Consider the following 15,298-nt stretch of genomic DNA (forward strand, 5'->3'; position numbering starts at 1 on the left):
CGTGCCGTCAGCGCTCGTTCTCGTCGAAGAGGTCGCCCGGGTCCGCACGCCACCGGGCGAGCTGCTGGTCGGTGGGGAAGTCGCGGACGCGGTAGCGCTCTGGATAGAGCCCCTCGACCGGGGCGCCCAGTGCGCCGGTCACCTTCGCCACGTCCTCCCACCGCGCGACCCCCACGGGGGGGGCCCGCTCTCCCTGATCGGGGTCCACGAAGAAGATCAAATCGGCGCGGGGCAGCAGGGTGGTCATGCCCTTCTGCCAGACGGCGTAGCTGAGGCTCCGCCCGTGCTCGTCCTGATAGGGCGTGAAGGCGGCCACGAAGACGTCCTCGCCCGTGTCCTGGTAGTGCTTGTCGAGCTGCTGGGTCTGCTCGTCGTAGTCCCGGGCCCGGGTGAAGAGCTCGAGCTGGCGGAAGTCCTTCCAGGCATTGCTGAGCCGCTCGGGCATGAAGGGCACCCACGTTCCGGACGTCAGACGCAGGGCGCGTCCATCCACGGCGCGAGGGGCCAGCAGGGCGTCCAGGGACATGCTCGCCACCCGGCTCAAGCCATCCTCGTCGTCGGAGCCCGTGATGAGAAGCAGGTCGCGGTGTGGCACGAGCACCACCGGCTCTCCGCGCACCGGGCAGCGGCGCACCACCTCCTCGAGCAGCAGTCGCGAGGCCGCGTACGTGTCCTGCCAGGGCGCCTGGCAGGTGCCGGGGGCGAGTTGTTCGAGGGACTCGGAGCTGCGCCGGCGCAGGTTCTCCAGCGCGAGCGCGAGCGCCTCCTCGAAGGAGATGCCCCAGCGCCGCAGCTCGTCCGTGCCGATGTAGCGCAAGGTGTCCGGGCCATCGAAGGCGATGCCCACGCCGAGAAATCCGCCCAGGGGCTTCCAGGACAGGAGGGTGGCGAGATCCTTCCGGCCCTTCACCTCCAGCCGGAGTCGCTCGAAGAAGGTGCGGCCGCGCACCACGGGCATCAGGTGGGGTCTGATGTCGGCGAAGGCTTCCGGCATCGTGGGCGCCGAGCGCACGTGGGTGAGGCGGCGGAGCACCTCGTGGCGCTGCTCGGGGGGCGTGGCGCGGTACTCGTCGAAGAAGTTGCCGAGGAACACCGTGTTCGGGTCCTTGTCGCCAATTTCCAGCAGGAAGCCCTCGGCGTCGTAGCGGATGGGAAGCGTCTCGCCCTCGTCGCGCAGGGCCGCGATGGCCTTTTGAGCGAAGGACTCGCGCTCCGCCCGCTCGTCACCGTCGGCGGAGGACTCCTGGAGTTCCACATGCTCCGCGAGCCGTTCCTCGGCGCGCCGGGCTTCCTCGAGGGCAGAGGACTTCTGTGTCCGGGAGGGCCCCGCGCATCCGCCGAGACCCAGCAGCCCCAGGAGCACCAGCATCGATTTCCGCCAGACCCTCGTCATGGGAGCTCTCCCGGCGCGGTGCCCGGCAGGGGCGTCGCTGGACCCCGGGTATCGAGGTCGAGTAGCTGGAAGGACTCCAACGGCGACTCCCGCATCCCGCCATCGGTGAAGAGGAGCACGGCCTCGCCCGGGTGGGAGGCAAGTGGTGTGCCGGGTCGGTAGTCGATGGTGGTGCCATCGGTGACGAGGTAGCGCAGCACGCCGTCATGGGGTGTGTCGTGAGGCAGCACGAGCAATTCCCGGCAGCGCTTGTCCCGGGTGTGGCCCACGACCTGGGTGAGGCCGAGTGGCAGCCGGCGGGGATCGAAGCGTCGGCGCGGGGTGGCGTCGCGGTGGAGGGTGTCCTCGGGGCTCAGACTTGGACGGTGGTAGAAGATGCCCCGGCCCTCGCCGTACGTGGCGTCGCCAGGCCGGTACAGCCCGGGGATGTGCAAGGGTCCTCGCGTCCAGGCGGACACGGCGGAGTCGAGTGCCTGGTTGAGGGTCTCCACCACGGAGGCGGCGTGCGAATGGAGGGATTCGGACAGCCCCACCGCGTGCAGATCCTCGCGAGTCACTCCCGCGTGCAGAACGATCATCCGCTCCGCGGCGGCATGGGCCACCCGGAATCGCCGGGCGCGCAGCAGGTAGTCGACCCAGCGGCGTTGCTCCTCGCGGAAGGTGCCGAAGTCGCGTGCCACCAGCTCGACGTTGGGGAGTTCGGGGTGGCGGGCGAGGAAGTCGCGCTCCCGTGCCTCGTCGACGTCTCCTCCCCGGTAGATGCCGTCCGCTTCCACCTGGGCGGTGGCGAAGCGCGCGTCGGTGAAGCTGGCCAACTCACCCACTCGGCCCAGGTCGTGGTTGCCCAGCAGCAGCACCGCCTGATCCGCCGGGTGCGCGGCCATCCACGCGATCAGCCGGACGGCGCTCGTGGCCACGGCGTCGCGCTCGGGGGACTTGCCCCAGTCGAAGTGATCCCCCACCGAGATGAGTTGGATGTCGGGGAGCAGCTGGCCATCCGCGCCGAGCAGTCCATGCCGATCCAGCACGGCGAAGAAGCGGGTGATGTCCGCCTGGGGATCGCCGATGGCGAAGTGGCGGCGGCGGGCTCGCCCATCGGGCGCCGTCGAGCGGGGGCCCTGATGGGCGGCGGAAGTGGCGAGGGCGAGGGCGGCCTCGATGCGGGGTGTGCTCACAAGCCCATCCTAGAACCCGCGCGAGGGCGGGTGCTGCGGCGATTCCGGGCCAGATGTCATTCGCCACCCGAAGAGCGGCACCCACGGCCGGGCGCGGGTGCCGCGGGGAGAGCTATTCGGGGAGTTCTTGCCGCAGACCGCCACTGCGCTCCACCAGGGGGCACGAGTACACGCCGATGGCCGTACCGATGAACAGGCTGATGATGTGCACGATCGTCCAGTTCACCATCCCGATGCCATACAGGTCGTGGAGCCCCTGCGCGGGCCGCATGATGTCGAGGAAGCGGAGCGTCAGGGGGACCGCCACCGAGGCGAGCGCGGCCGCGATGAAGGAGCGCTTCCAGCGCTTGGCGAAGAAGCCTCCGAAGAAGCCGGCCATGAGCGAGCCGAGTCCGGGCATCCAGAAGGTGATGAGGCTGACGCTCACCATGGTGAGCACGCCTATGGTGAGACCCCGGTGCTTCAGCGAGGGATCGCTGGAGCGCACCAGCACGGGTCCATCGTCGAGGGAGTAGGCGGCGGCACGTACCTGGCTTCCCTCCAACTCTTGCCCGCGCGTCTGGTCCACGAAGACATCGGAGCGTGGATTCACGGGGACGGAGCCCTTGGGATCGATGATGTCGGACATGCGTTTCCTCCCGAGGCCGTTGGGGGCGGAGTCCCCCGACGTGCGACCTGCCCTGTTGAAGATGGGACAGCATCCCGGGAGGGGCAGCGGCTGGAGCCCTGCTGGAGGCCCTGCTTGCGCTCCAGCCGGCCCATGTCCGCCTGGCTGGAGCCCGTGCGCCGTGAGCGGCTCAGCCCAGGTGGGCGTGGAGGAATTCCACGGACCGCTTCCAGGCCAGCTCGGCGTTCTTGGGCGAGTAGACCTCGGGCCGCTGCTCGTTGCAGAAGGCGTGGCTCGCGTCGTAGCGGTGGAGTTCGGTGGAGACGCCCGCGCCCTTCAACGTCTTCTCCAGCGCGTTCACCCGGTCCGGCGAGCACCAGTCATCGTGGTTGGCGAAGTGCCCCTGCACCGGGCAGCGGATCTTCTTCACGTCGGCGGCCGATTCGGGGGGAATCCCATAGAAGGGGACGGCGGCGGCGAGGTGCCCATCCGTCGCCGCGGCCGCGAGTGTCAGGGCGCCGCCCATGCAGAAGCCGAGCACCGCCACCTTGGTGCCGGGAGCACGATGGCGCAGGGCCTCCGCCGCGCGGGAGATCTCCTGGGCGGACCGCTTCATGTCCAGGGCGTTCATCAGCTTCGTGGCCTCGGCGGGATCCTTCGTCACCTTGCCTCCGTAGAGGTCCTGGGCGAACACGGTGAAGCCCTCGCGCGCCAGACGATCCGCCACGCCGCGCACCTGGTCCGTGAGGCCCCAGAACTCGTGGATGAGGATGACCGCTCCCCGGCTGGCACTTCCCTCGGCCGCCTTCAAGTAGCCCGCGACTTCCGCGCCATCCGCCGTGGTCAGCTTCGCTTGCTTCGTCATGTGTCCGCTCCTGTGGTCCGTGGAGGAGGCGGAGAATAAAGCCCGTGTGTCCGCCCGCCCGGCGCGTGAGCGGGCACCGCTCGGGACTGTCAACGGGCAAACCGGGGGGAAGGCGACAAGAGGGCCCGAGGGGAAAACACACTGGCTTTGAATCAACGCACGGGGTCCCCGTCAGAAGGAGCAAGAACGATTTGGGAGGACACGACGATGGCTCTTCAGCACGGACTCTTCACCCTGGCTCTCTCCGCTCTCCTGTTCACCCCCGTGGCCGCCACGGCCGCCGACAACACCCGGCACGCGGCGTCTCCCGTGGCCAGCAACTGGGCTCCCAGCCGCGATTCGCACCGGGCGCCGCCGCCTCCTCCTCCCGCGCATTCGCGGGGCCGTGATGGCCGCTACGAGCTTCAGACGGTGCGCACGGAGGTGCCGGGTCACTACGAGCGCGTCTGGGTCGAGGAGCAGTGCGTGAGGACCCGCCGCTACGTGCGCGCGTGCGAGCCGGGTCACTACGAGCGGCGCTGGGTGCCGGGTTACACCGAGACCTCTCAGCAGTGGGTCTGGGTCCCCCGCGGCCGGGGCCACTACGGTCGCGGGTAGGCCCTCGCCGCATCGCCACGCTTCACCGGGAACGCCTCGGCCTTCGGGCCGGGGCGTTCGTGTTTCCGGAGACTTCTTCGTCGCGAAGAGGCACGGTGCGTGACCGGTATTGGCGCTCGAGCCAGAGGAGGAAGGTCATGTCGGTCACGCCCACGTCCGGGGGGGAGCCTCGCCGCGGGGCGGAGCACCACGAGGTGCTCGCCAGGCATTTCGATTATGTGATCGTGGGTGGGGGAACGGCGGGCTGTGTCCTCGCGCGCCGCCTGGTGGAAGGCACCGACGCGACCGTGCTCCTGCTCGAGGCGGGCGGGTCGGACGAAGGTGTCGCGAGCCTCTCGGATCCCCTGCGGTGGATCGAGAACATCGGCTCGCCCCACGCCCAGACCTACTTCTACGAGCCGAGCCCGCACGTCGCTCACCGCTCCATCCTCTTGTCGCGCGGCAGGGTGCTGGGTGGTTCGGGCAGCACCAATGCGTTGATCTGGGCGCGTGGGAACAGGGCTGACTACGATGGCTGGGCGGAGGCCGGGAATGTCGGCTGGGACTACGACTCCGTTCTGCCCCTGTTCAAGAAGTCGGAGGACTGGGAGGACGGGGCCAGCGACCTGCGCGGCGCGGGCGGTCCGATTCGGGTCGAGCGCGCCAGGAATCTCCACCCGGTGGCCGCCGCGCTCATCGATGCCGGTGGCTCCTACGGGATGCCGTACCTCGACGACGTGAACGTGCCCCACCCCGAGGGCGTGGGCCCCATCAACATGAACGTTCGCGCGGGGGAGCGCTGCGGTACGTCGCGCGCCTATCTGCGGCCGGTGATGCACGACGAGAAGCTGACGGTGCTGACCGGGGCGCAGGTGCTCTCGTTGACCTTGTCCGGCACGCGCTGCACCGGGCTCGAGTTCCTGCGTGAGGGCGAGCGGCGTTCCGTCGGCGCCTCCCGGGAGGTGATCCTCTGTGCCGGAGCGATCGACACCCCACGCCTCCTCCTGCTGTCGGGAATCGGCCCCGCGGAGGAACTCGAGCGGCTCGGCATCCCGGTCGTGGCCGCGCTGCCGGGAGTGGGGCAGAACCTCCAGGAGCACATCATCGTGGCCGGGCTCTGCTTCGAGGCGAAGCAGTCGCTGATGCCGCTGAACAACAACCTCGTGGGCAGCACCTTTCATTGGAAGAGCCGCTCCGAGCTGCGCGTGCCGGACCTGATGTTCGTGTCCGTGCAAATCCCCTATGTCTCGGCCGAGATCGGCGCCCGGTACCCGATTCCCGCGAACTCCTTCTGCATCGCGCCGGGCCTGGTCCGGGTCCAGAGCCGGGGCTACCTGCGCATGAAGACCGCACGGCACGATGGCCCGCTCGAGATCCAACCCAACCTCCTGTCGGAACAGGCCGATGTCGATGCCCTGCTGACGGGACTCGAGCTCGGGCTCGACATCGCGTCGCAGCCGGCGTTCCGTGAGTTGACCAGGAGCTGGGTCGCCCCGACGAAGCGGATGAGCCGGGAGGAGTCGGTGGCCTTCCTTCGCCAGGCGTGCTCTCCCTATTTCCATCCCGTGGGCACCTGCGCCATGGGCTCGGGCGAGGACGCGGTGGTGGATGCCCGACTGCGCGTCCACGGCATCGAGGGTCTGCGCATCTCGGACGCGTCGATCATGCCGACGATTCCCTCGGCGGGGACTCACGCGCCGTCCGTGATGATCGGCGAGTTCGCGTCACGACTGCTGTTGGGCGGCTGAACCGGAGCGCTCCCCACTCCCGCCAGGAGGTTCCACCAGGAGTGGGGGCTCGTTCCCTGCTCGGGTGGGCCCACCTGCGACCTGGATGGCTGGGGTGGGCGGGGAGCGCCTTTCCTGGCAGATCATCAACCCCTTGAAATCACTTCCCTTGCCCCTCTGCTGCGCGAACGGACGAGCAGCGGAAGGAGCGGTGGGGGGAATGCCGGGATGTGGCGACCTGTCCGGCGCGGGTCTTCCGGGTCCCCATTGGGATCGCGGCTCATACAAGGAGTGTGGATGCGCGTCCGCTGGCTGCAGTCCGTCGTCTCTTGCGTGGTGCTGGTGGGGGTTGTCGCTTGTGGCTCACGAGAACCCGCTCCGGTCACGGAACCTTCCGCTCCAGATCTATCCTCCTCGACGACGGCCTCTCCTGCGCCCTCCGGGGACGTCTCCACGCCGGCGCCCACCGCTCCGGCAACGCCTGGGGCGCCGGCATCTCCCTCCGCTCCTTCCGCGCCCACGACGGATTCGGCTTCATCCCCGCCGCCTCCCCCGGAGTTCTCCCGCATCCTGTGGGTGTCCCCCAGTGGCAAGGATTCCGCCGCGGGCACGGAGTCGGCGCCCTTGCGCACGGTGGAGAAGGCACAGTCGCTGCTGCAGCCGGGTGAGGCCATCTTCCTCAAGTCCGGCACGTACACGGAGCGGCTGCTGCTCGATGCCCGGGATGGTTCCTCCGGGCGCTATCTCACGCTCAAGGCCGCGCCCGGCGCCAAGCCCGTCTTCAAGGGGGGCTCGGGGAGCCGCACGCCGATGTTGCAGGTGAGCCGGGCCTACTGGCGTGTCGAGGGCATCACCTTCGACGCGGCGGGGGACAAGGCCTTCGCGGCGTATTGGCACGGCGAGGGCGCGCACCACGGCATTCTTCGTGGCTGCACGCTCAAGAACGGGACCGATGGGGCGGGCGTCTTCGTCGCCGGCAAGGCCCGGGACGTGCTCATCGAGGGCAACACCATCTCCAACTTCCAGCGCTCCGGAGCGGACAGCCACGGCGTGTGTGTGCAGACCAACTCCAAGAACGTGACCGTGCGCGCCAATGACATCCACCACAACTCCGGCGATGGTGTGCAGTGCCTGAGCTCCGAGGGAGGCTCCACCGAGGAGGGCACTCCGTTCGACAACCTGCTCGTCGAGGACAATGACCTGCACGAGAACAAGGAGAACGGCGCGGACATCAAGACGTGCACCCGCGTGGCGCTCCGGGGCAACCGCATCTGGGGCCATCGCCGCTCCTCCACCTCGGGCGGGGAGGGCGTGGTGGTGCACATGTCCGCGCGCGACGTCACGCTCGAGGACAACGACGTGCGCGACAACGGCCGGGGCATCCAGATTGGCGGCGTCCGGGAGGGAGCTCCGCCCACCCACATCGTCCTGCGGCGCAACCGCGTGTTCGACGGGGTCAACTCGGACGGCAGCGAGGGCTCGGGCATCCGCATCGACACCGCCATCGACGTGAAGGTGGTGCACAACACCGTGTGGAACATGCCCACCTATGGACTGGTCGTGGGCAAGGGGGAGTCGGGCGCGAGCGAGGACGTGGAGGTGCGCAACAACATCCTCGGGGGCTGCGCGGCCCTGGCGGTGCGGGTCGGCACGGAATGGAACGGCCTGTCCTTCGACGGCAACCTCTACTCCCCGCTCGGGGACGCGCCCACCTTCCGCAAGGACTCTCGCGACCAGGATCTCTCCACCTGGCAGGAGAGCACGGGCTGGGACGCCCATTCCGTGGAGAAGGCTCCGGAATTCGTGGACGCCGAGGCGGGGGACTTCTGGTTGGCTTCTTCCTCGCCCGGCCGTGACGCCGGCCTGGCGGTGGGCGAGGACTGGTGCGGCCGGGCTCCGGACATGGGCGCGCGGGAGTCCGACTGCCCCTGAGCCGGCGGCCGGGGTAGAGTCGGGGGCGTGTCCGTCCCCGAGTCCAGTCCTGGCGTCATCCTGGTGCCCGCGGTCCTGGCCACGCGCGAGCCGCTGAGGCAAGCGGTGGCCCGGGCGGGTTTCCAGTGCGTGGAGGCCCCCGAGCGGGCCTCCCTTGTCCTGGCGGATCTCACCCTGCCCGAGGCGCACGCCGCCCTCACCTCGCTGATCGCCACGCCCGTGGGGGCGGCGCTCTCCGTCGTGGTGTGGGTGGCGCCGGGCGAGGAGGCCTTCTCCACCGTGGATTCGTTCCACCCCGAGGAGGTGATGACCTCCGGGGCGGGCTGCCATGAGGTCGCCTGGCGGCTGCGGCGCGCGATGAAGCACCAATACAAGCGCGAGGAGGTGCGGCGAAGGCAGCAGGACCTGGCGCTCCTGGTGGAGCTCACCGCGGACTACGCCGAGAGCCTCGATGTGGAGGCCCTGCTGCACGACGTCACCCGCCGGATCGCCGAGCGGCTTGGCGTGGGGCGCGCCACGCTGGTGATGTTGGACCGGGAGGGCCAGGGCGCGCGCGTGGTGGCCGCCAGCGATGCCTCGGGCCCGCAGGACGTTCCCATCGATCTGGAGCGCTACCCCGAGGTGCGCGAGGCGGCACGCACGGGCGAGCCCGTCGTCGTGGAGGACGCGCCGCACCATCCGCTGTTCGAGGGCGTGCAGGAGGAGCTGGCCGTGCGCGACATCCACACGCTCGTGGCGCTGCCGCTCATCATCACGGGCGAGGTGCGCGGGGTGTTGCTGCTGCGCGCCCGGGGGAGCGACCGGCGCACCTTCGCTCCCCACGACATGGACTTCCTCAACACGGTGGCCCACTCCACGGCGGTCGCCCTGCGCAACGCCTCGCTGCTCTTGTCGGTGCGCGGCAAGACGGAGCGCGAGATGTCCGCGCGCATCGCCGCCGAGGCCAAGGCCGCCTCGCTGGAGACCTACCACCTCTTCTTCGCCAACGTGCGCGAGGGCGTGGCCATCCTCGATGACCGGGCGTGCGTGCTCAGCCTCAACCCCGCGGGCGAGACCATCCTGGAGACGTCCTCGGAGGCCGCCATGGGCCGTCACCTGGTGGACATCACCCAGCCGTTGGACGAGACGGTGCTGATGGAGCTGGTGACGGCGGCCCGGCGCGGCGAGTCCCGCTCGGATGTGGACATGATGGTGCGCCTGCCCGGGGGTCGTCGCCTCACCCTGTGCTTCTCCGCGGGGCCCCTGGAGGATGGGCGCCGGGCCATCATCCTCTCCTTCCGGGACGTCACCCAGGCGCGCCTGTTGGCCGACGAGCTGCACCACACCAAGGACTTCCTGGAGCGGCTCATCGACTCCTCAGTGGACGCCATCGTCGCCGCGGACATGCAGGGCCGCATCATCCTCTTCAACAAGGGGGCCGAGGCCATCTTCGGCTACACCGCCGCGCAGGCCCTGGGAGGACTCCACGTGGACCAGCTCTACCCGCAGGGGGTGTCGCGGCGCATCATGCGCCAGCTGCGCGGCCCGGACTTCGGCGGGCGGGGCCGGCTGGAGGTGTGCCGCCAGGAGGTCGTCAGCCGTACCGGGCAGCTCGTGCCGGTGAACATGACGGCCTCCATCGTCCACGAAGGCGGCCGCGAGGTGGCCAGCGTGGGCATCTTCACGGACCTGCGCGACCGCATGGCGCTCGAGCGCAAGCTGTCGGACGTGGAGACGCGCCTGGAGGAGAGCGAGAAGAACGCCGTCATCGTCGCGCTGGCGGGCACCACGGCGCACGAGCTCAACCAGCCCCTCACCTCGGTGATGGGCTACGCGGAGCTGCTCAAGCGCAAGCTCAAGGAGGAAGACGCCGCGTACAAGCCGGTGGACATCATCTATCGCGAGGCGGAACGCATGGCGGAGATCGTCCGCAAGATAGGCCGCATCACCCGCTTCGAGACGAAAGCCTACATGGGGTCGCAGCAGATCCTGGACCTCGACAAGGCCAGCTCCAATGACGACTGAGTCGCGCCGTGTACCCGGGCTGGAGGAGCCTTCCGCCGAGGCCTTCCGGGCATTCTTCGAGGCGGTGGAGGTGCCCGCGGCGCTCTGCGACCTGTCGCTGCGGCTGCTGCGGGGCAACGCCGCCTTCAAGCGCTTCTGCTTCGACCATGGCCTCACGGTGGACCAGATGATGGAGGCGCTCGCGGACACGCCCGTGCCCGAGGACTGGGGCTCGAGCGAGGTGAAGGTGGCGCTGCCCCAGGGCGGCGCGGTGGTGATGGAGCTGACGCGGCGGGGCGACTCGGTGTCGGTGGTGGGGCGGCGCGAGTCGGAGCACATGCGCGGCCATCTGGTGGTGGTGGAGCAGGCGCTGCTCGAGCAGGCGCGCACCGAGGGCGTGCTCTTGGACCTGGGGCGCAGCGTGGCGGAGGCGGGCAGCGAGGAGGAGCTGGTGGCGGCGGTGGCGCGCGGCGTCAAGGAGCTGTTTCCCGGGCGCTCCTTCTGCATCCGCATCACCGACGCGCGCACCGGCTCGCTCACCAGCCTCTACGCCGAGGGCCGCCTCAAGGAGGGCTCGCGCGAGCCGCTGGTGCTCAAGCGCAGCGCGGCGGAGAAGATGCACCTGGTGGAGTCGGCGCTGCCCGCGGGCAAGGTGGTGGTGGCCGGCCGCGTGCCGCTGCTCTTCGAGGGCAGCGTCGCGGGCGTGAGCGCGCCTCTGGTGGCCAGTGGCCAGCTCTATGGCGCCATCAACCTGGAGTACCCCGCCTCGCGCGCGGAGATGAACACCTACCAGGACGAGCGGGTGCTCGTGCAGCTGGCCAACCAGGTCGCGGTGGCGGTGAAGAACGCCAAGCTCATCGACGAGCTGACGTTCGTGCGCAAGTACCTCGAGGATCTGCTGGAGAAGGCCAACGCCCTCATCGTCGTGGCCAACCGCGAGGGCAAGATCGTCGTCTTCAACCGGGCGATGAGCCGCCTCACGGGCTTCAGCAAGGAAGAGGTGCTGGGGCGGGACGTGGCGTGGCTGGTGCACCGCGACGAGCACCTGCGGCTGATGCCCGTGCTGCTCGCGGCCCTCAGGGGCGAGGACCTGCCCAACTTCGAGCTGCGGCTGCGCACGCGCTCGGGCGAGGCGCGTGCCTCGTTCGCCACCTCCACGTCGCTCTCCTCCCAGGGAGAGGTGGAGGGCGTCATGGCCATCGGGCAGGACGTCACGGTGGTGGCGCAGCTCGAGCAGCGCATCATCCACGCCGAGAAGCTCGCCTCGCTGGGGCAGCTCGCCGCGAGCGTGGCGCACGAAATCAACAACCCGATGACCGCGGTGGTGACGTACGCCGACGCGCTCCTGCAGCGCGTGCCCGTGGGGGCCTCGGGAGGCCCGGACGCGGAGAAGCTGCGCAAGATACTGGAGAACGGCCAGCGCATCCTGCGCTTCACGAGGGATTTGACGTCCTACGCGCGGCCGTCGAAGAACAAGCCGGAGCCGGTGCGGCTCAACGCGCTGCTGGACAAGGCGCTGGGCTACTGCGAGCACGTGGTGGTCAAGGCGCAGGTGGAGGTGGAGCGCGACTTCGGGGAGGTGCCGCAGCTCTCCGGGGTGCCCGCCAACCTGGAGCAGGTGTTCGTCAACCTCATCACCAATGCCTGCCATGCGATGCGTCCCGGAGGGCGGCTGTCCCTGCGCTCGCGGTGCGAGGGGCGCGAGGCGGTGGTCTGGGTGAAGGACACCGGCAGCGGCATCGAGCCTGGACACCTCTCGCGCATCTTCGAGCCCTTCTTCACCACCAAGACGGAGGGACACGGCACGGGGCTGGGGCTGTCCATCGTGCAGCGCATCGTGGAGAAGCACGGCGGCCGGCTGGACGTGGAGAGCGTGCTGGGTCAGGGCACCACCTTCTCGGTGCGCCTGCCCCTGCCGGACTGAACGCCTGTTCTCAGCCCTCGGGCTCGTCGTCCAGCTCGCGGGTGAACTCCTCGTTCGTGAGCAGCCCCTTGCGCGCCATGATGCGCATGAGGGCCCAGAACTTGCGTTCCAGCTCCTCCACCGGGTCCACCGCCGAGGCGTGCGCCTGGGGCTCGCCGAAGAGCGAGTCCAGCGCGGCGCTCACGTCCCCCGAGGGCGCGCGCCGGGCCGGGCCACGCCGGGTGCCGCGCCGCTTCTGCTCGCGCTCCTGGATGAGCTGCTCGAGCGAGACGCGGCGTGTCATCTCCCCCGGGGGCAGCTCCTCCTCGCCAACGATGATCTCGTCGGCCTCCGCCGTGATCTCCTCCTGGCCGAGGATGATCTCCTCCACGTCGTCCTCGTCCGCCAGGGGCAGGCCGGTGGAGGACGTGGTGCGAGCGGGGACGTCCGGGTGGTAGTAGCGCTGGATGCAGGCGCGCACGGCCGACAGGGGCGCCACGCGCGGGCTCACCTTCATCCCCGTGGTGAACTCCATTTCTTGCAGGGCCGCGGAGTCGAGCGGATCCGCCATGGCCACCATCAGCACGCGCTGCCCGCCCACGTTTTCCAGGGAAATGGGGAACAGGTCGTGCTGCTCGCAGAAGCGAGCGCGCAGCAGGTGGAGGGCGCTCCAGTCCGGGGCGCGGCCCGTCAGATCCATCACCGGCACGCCCAGGGCCTCGCTCAGCGCGTGCGCCAGGGTCTTCTCGGTGATCGCGCCTTGGGCCACCAATGTGGCGCCCAACCGCTGCCGGGTGCGCTGTTGGGCCAGGAGCGCCGCGTCCAGTTGGGCCGTGCTGATCGCCCCCCGCTCCAGGAGCAACTCACCGATCCGCTTTCGGGCCATGCGCGGCGCCTTAGTCGCACCTCACCCACCCAGTCAAGGGGACGACGCGGTGCATCAAAGACCGTCCGTCCGCCATGTGACCAGCCGTCCGGGCGAAGTTCCCTGCCAAAATTCCCGTGAGATTTCAGCAACTAAGGGAGCAGGCCGTGTCTTGACACACTTGAGGAGGCGTTCTTAAAGTCGGCCCCCAATTGATGCCAATGGCGGGCCAATGATCCACGCGGAAGTAGAGGTGGGGATCAGGGGCTCGGAATGGCAAGGCCCGTCACGCCGGGTCCGCATGTTTTTTGGAGGCAACAAGCAACTATGAACCTGGGCTTTGTGACGAATCTGACCATTCTTGCCAACGCCGGCGGCCATGGCGCTGAGCGCTCCTTCTTCGAGGAGGTCGCCAAGCGCTGGGAGGCCGGTCAGTGGGGTATGTACCCCATCGCCGTCTGCCTGGTGTTCGCTCTGGCCATCATGGTCGAGCGCGCCTTCGTGCTGTTCGGCAAGGCGTCCATCAACAAGGAGGCCTTCCTGCGCGGCCTCAAGAAGCACATCTACGCGGGTGATCTGGACAAGGCCATCAACTACGTGTCCGGCCAGAAGCAGACGCCGCTCACGCAGGTCATCAAGGCCGGCCTGATGAACGTGCCCAAGGGCGAGGAGGAGGTCCAGGCGGCGCTCGACGAGGCCAGCCTGCGCGAGACGCCCCGCATCGAGGCGCGCACCGGCTACCTGGCCATGCTCGGCAACGCGGCGATGCTCGCCGGTCTGCTCGGAACGGTGTCCGGTCTGATCGCCTGCTTCGAGGCGGTGGCCAACGTGAACCCGGCCGACAAGGCGACCATTCTCGCCAACGGCATCTCGGAAGCCATGAACTGCACGGGCTTCGGGCTGCTCACGGCCATCCCCGCCGTCGTCGCCTTCTCCATCCTCTCGGGTCGTGCCACGTCGATCGTCAACGACATCAACGAGACGAGCGTCGCGGTGCTCAACCTGATCGTCAACAATCGCGACAAGTTCAAGAACGCCACCGTGTCGGCGTCCGCGGGCCACGACGAGGAGTAATTCCTCGTTCCTGACGAAACCTGAACCCTGGGCGCGTTGTCGGTAGCTCTGCGACGCGCTCCGGAAAGGAAAGGAGAGCCCCATGGCCGGCGGAATGGACCTGGGGGGAGGCAAAGGCAAGAAGTCGCTCGACGTTGCCATCAACCTCACCCCCTTTATCGATCTGATGGCGGTGACCATCAGCTTCCTCATCATGACGGCGGTCTGGACCCAGATCGGCCGTCTCCAGGTGGCACAGGCCGGAGGGCCTTCCACCGACGAGGAACAGAAGCAGGAAGAGCAGACCAAGACGGTTCAGCTCACGCTGTTCGTCACGCCCACCGAGCTGAAGCTGGTGGCGGATCAGAGTGAGTTCCCGTCGATCGAGGCCAAGCGCGGGGCCAACGGCAAGTTGGACCTGGCGCCGCTGCTCGCTCGTTTCAAGGAGCTCAAGTCGCAGTTCCCGGACCAGTCTGCCATCACGCTGCAGACCGAGGACAAGGTCCACTACGAAGACCTGGTGCGGATCATCGACCAGTGTATCGGCGCCGGCCTGCCCCAGGTCTCGGTGTCCGCCATCATGGGTTAGGAAGGCATCCACACCATGGCCATCAAGGCTCCCGGTAAGCGCTACTGCAAACGGCTGCAACACTCCAAGGTGTTCGGCCACGGCACGCACGGTCACAAGAGTGGCAACGCCGACGTGCTCATCACGCCCCTGGTCGACATGTTCGTGATCATCGTGCTCTTCCTCATCGCCAACTTCTCGGCGACGGGCGAGGTGCTGATGATGACCAAGGACATCCAGCTGCCCGAGGCGGTCAACGTCAAGGAAGTGGAGATGAACCCGGTGGTGATGGTGTCCGGGGAAGAGGTCTCCATCTCCGGCAACGTCGTGGGCCGCGTTCAGGATCTCGTCAAAGAGGAGTACCTCAACATTCCCGCCCTGGAGGAGAAGCTGCGGGACATGAAGAAGCAGTTCGAGGATCTCCACGCCATGGCCGAGGGCAACACCAACGCCTTCAAGGGTGACGTGAACATCCAGGCCCACAAGGAAGTGGAGTTCGCCATCATCAAGCGGGTGATGTTCAGCTGCGCCAGCGCGGGCTACAACAACATCAACTTCGCCACCCTGCAGAAGGGCGAGGCGGGCGCCGCTGGCGAGCCCTCCGCCGCCGCCACGCCGTAATCGTCGTCCCTTCCGGGCCCCCGGGCCTGG

General features: G+C 68.8%; 13 protein-coding genes. 8 read left to right on the forward strand and 5 right to left on the reverse strand.

Going from position 1 to position 15,298, the window contains the following annotated elements:
- Positions 1-7: 7 nt before the first annotated feature.
- The 4 genes from D187_RS18565 to D187_RS18580 form a co-directional block, all read right to left on the reverse strand.
- Positions 8-1,393 carry a DUF1444 domain-containing protein gene (locus D187_RS18565; RefSeq protein ID WP_155893430.1) on the reverse strand — a complete coding sequence of 462 codons (1,386 nt, stop codon included), beginning with the start codon at positions 1,391-1,393 and terminating at the stop codon, positions 8-10.
- A complete protein-coding gene (locus D187_RS18570; RefSeq protein WP_002621910.1) occupies positions 1,390-2,568 on the reverse strand; it encodes a metallophosphoesterase in 1,179 nt (392 codons plus the stop codon). Before D187_RS18570 ends, D187_RS18565 begins: the two co-directional genes overlap by 4 nt.
- A gap of 112 nt (positions 2,569-2,680) precedes the next feature.
- Positions 2,681-3,196, reverse strand: coding sequence for a hypothetical protein (locus D187_RS50065; protein ID WP_002621911.1), 516 nt, complete (start codon positions 3,194-3,196; stop codon positions 2,681-2,683).
- A 169-nt stretch (positions 3,197-3,365) separates the two neighbouring features.
- Complete coding sequence (locus D187_RS18580) at positions 3,366-4,040, reverse strand: dienelactone hydrolase family protein (RefSeq protein ID WP_002621913.1); 675 nt, start codon at positions 4,038-4,040, stop codon at positions 3,366-3,368.
- Positions 4,041-4,247: 207 nt separating this feature from the next.
- On the opposite strand from D187_RS18580, the gene D187_RS18585 reads away from it, so the two are divergent.
- The 5 genes from D187_RS18585 to D187_RS18605 all read left to right on the forward strand — a co-directional run bounded on the left by D187_RS18585 (position 4,248) and on the right by D187_RS18605 (position 12,182).
- Entirely contained in the window at positions 4,248-4,637 is a 390-nt protein-coding gene (locus D187_RS18585) for a hypothetical protein (protein ID WP_002621914.1), read from the forward strand.
- Between the two features lie 137 nt (positions 4,638-4,774).
- Complete coding sequence (locus D187_RS18590) at positions 4,775-6,364, forward strand: GMC family oxidoreductase (protein ID WP_155893431.1); 1,590 nt, start codon at positions 4,775-4,777, stop codon at positions 6,362-6,364.
- Between the two features lie 276 nt (positions 6,365-6,640).
- The gene (locus tag D187_RS18595) at positions 6,641-8,275 is read left to right on the forward strand and encodes a right-handed parallel beta-helix repeat-containing protein (protein WP_002621920.1); all 1,635 of its coding nucleotides are present in this window, start codon (positions 6,641-6,643) and stop codon (positions 8,273-8,275) included.
- Between the two features lie 27 nt (positions 8,276-8,302).
- Complete coding sequence (locus D187_RS18600; protein ID WP_002621921.1) at positions 8,303-10,279, forward strand: PAS domain S-box protein; 1,977 nt, start codon at positions 8,303-8,305, stop codon at positions 10,277-10,279.
- On the forward strand, positions 10,269-12,182 hold the full coding sequence (locus tag D187_RS18605) for a GAF domain-containing sensor histidine kinase (protein WP_002621924.1): 1,914 nt from the start codon (positions 10,269-10,271) through the stop codon (positions 12,180-12,182). The genes D187_RS18600 and D187_RS18605 overlap by 11 nt, the downstream gene beginning before the upstream one ends.
- A 10-nt stretch (positions 12,183-12,192) precedes the next feature.
- On the opposite strand, the gene D187_RS18610 is transcribed toward D187_RS18605, so the two are convergent.
- Positions 12,193-13,047 (reverse strand): GspE/PulE/PilB domain-containing protein, encoded by an 855-nt coding sequence (locus D187_RS18610; protein WP_002621926.1) that lies wholly within the window; start codon positions 13,045-13,047, stop codon positions 12,193-12,195.
- 306 nt (positions 13,048-13,353) lie between these two features.
- On the opposite strand from D187_RS18610, the gene D187_RS18615 reads away from it, so the two are divergent.
- The 3 genes from D187_RS18615 (at position 13,354) to D187_RS18625 (ending at position 15,268) form a co-directional block, all read left to right on the forward strand.
- Entirely contained in the window at positions 13,354-14,100 is a 747-nt protein-coding gene (locus D187_RS18615) for a MotA/TolQ/ExbB proton channel family protein (protein WP_002621927.1), read from the forward strand.
- Positions 14,101-14,182: 82 nt separating this feature from the next.
- Positions 14,183-14,668 carry an ExbD/TolR family protein gene (locus D187_RS18620; RefSeq protein ID WP_002621929.1) on the forward strand — a complete coding sequence of 162 codons (486 nt, stop codon included), beginning with the start codon at positions 14,183-14,185 and terminating at the stop codon, positions 14,666-14,668.
- 15 nt (positions 14,669-14,683) lie between these two features.
- Positions 14,684-15,268: an ExbD/TolR family protein gene (locus D187_RS18625; RefSeq protein ID WP_002621931.1), complete on the forward strand. Its 585-nt coding sequence runs from the start codon at positions 14,684-14,686 to the stop codon at positions 15,266-15,268.
- Positions 15,269-15,298: the final 30 nt, after the last annotated feature.

This window comes from Cystobacter fuscus DSM 2262, from assembly GCF_000335475.2.
Classification (GTDB): domain Bacteria; phylum Myxococcota; class Myxococcia; order Myxococcales; family Myxococcaceae; genus Cystobacter; species Cystobacter fuscus.

Coding starts and splice junctions, on each gene's coding strand:
- D187_RS18615 (WP_002621927.1), top strand. CDS start 13,354: ATGAACCTGGGCTTTGTGACGAATCTGACCATTCTTGCCAACGCCGGC.
- D187_RS18565 (WP_155893430.1), bottom strand. CDS start 1,393: ATGACGAGGGTCTGGCGGAAATCGATGCTGGTGCTCCTGGGGCTGCTG.
- D187_RS18610 (WP_002621926.1), bottom strand. CDS start 13,047: ATGGCCCGAAAGCGGATCGGTGAGTTGCTCCTGGAGCGGGGGGCGATC.
- D187_RS18590 (WP_155893431.1), top strand. CDS start 4,775: ATGTCGGTCACGCCCACGTCCGGGGGGGAGCCTCGCCGCGGGGCGGAG.
- D187_RS18625 (WP_002621931.1), top strand. CDS start 14,684: ATGGCCATCAAGGCTCCCGGTAAGCGCTACTGCAAACGGCTGCAACAC.
- D187_RS18605 (WP_002621924.1), top strand. CDS start 10,269: ATGACGACTGAGTCGCGCCGTGTACCCGGGCTGGAGGAGCCTTCCGCC.
- D187_RS18620 (WP_002621929.1), top strand. CDS start 14,183: ATGGCCGGCGGAATGGACCTGGGGGGAGGCAAAGGCAAGAAGTCGCTC.
- D187_RS18585 (WP_002621914.1), top strand. CDS start 4,248: ATGGCTCTTCAGCACGGACTCTTCACCCTGGCTCTCTCCGCTCTCCTG.
- D187_RS18580 (WP_002621913.1), bottom strand. CDS start 4,040: ATGACGAAGCAAGCGAAGCTGACCACGGCGGATGGCGCGGAAGTCGCG.
- D187_RS18595 (WP_002621920.1), top strand. CDS start 6,641: ATGCGCGTCCGCTGGCTGCAGTCCGTCGTCTCTTGCGTGGTGCTGGTG.
- D187_RS50065 (WP_002621911.1), bottom strand. CDS start 3,196: ATGTCCGACATCATCGATCCCAAGGGCTCCGTCCCCGTGAATCCACGC.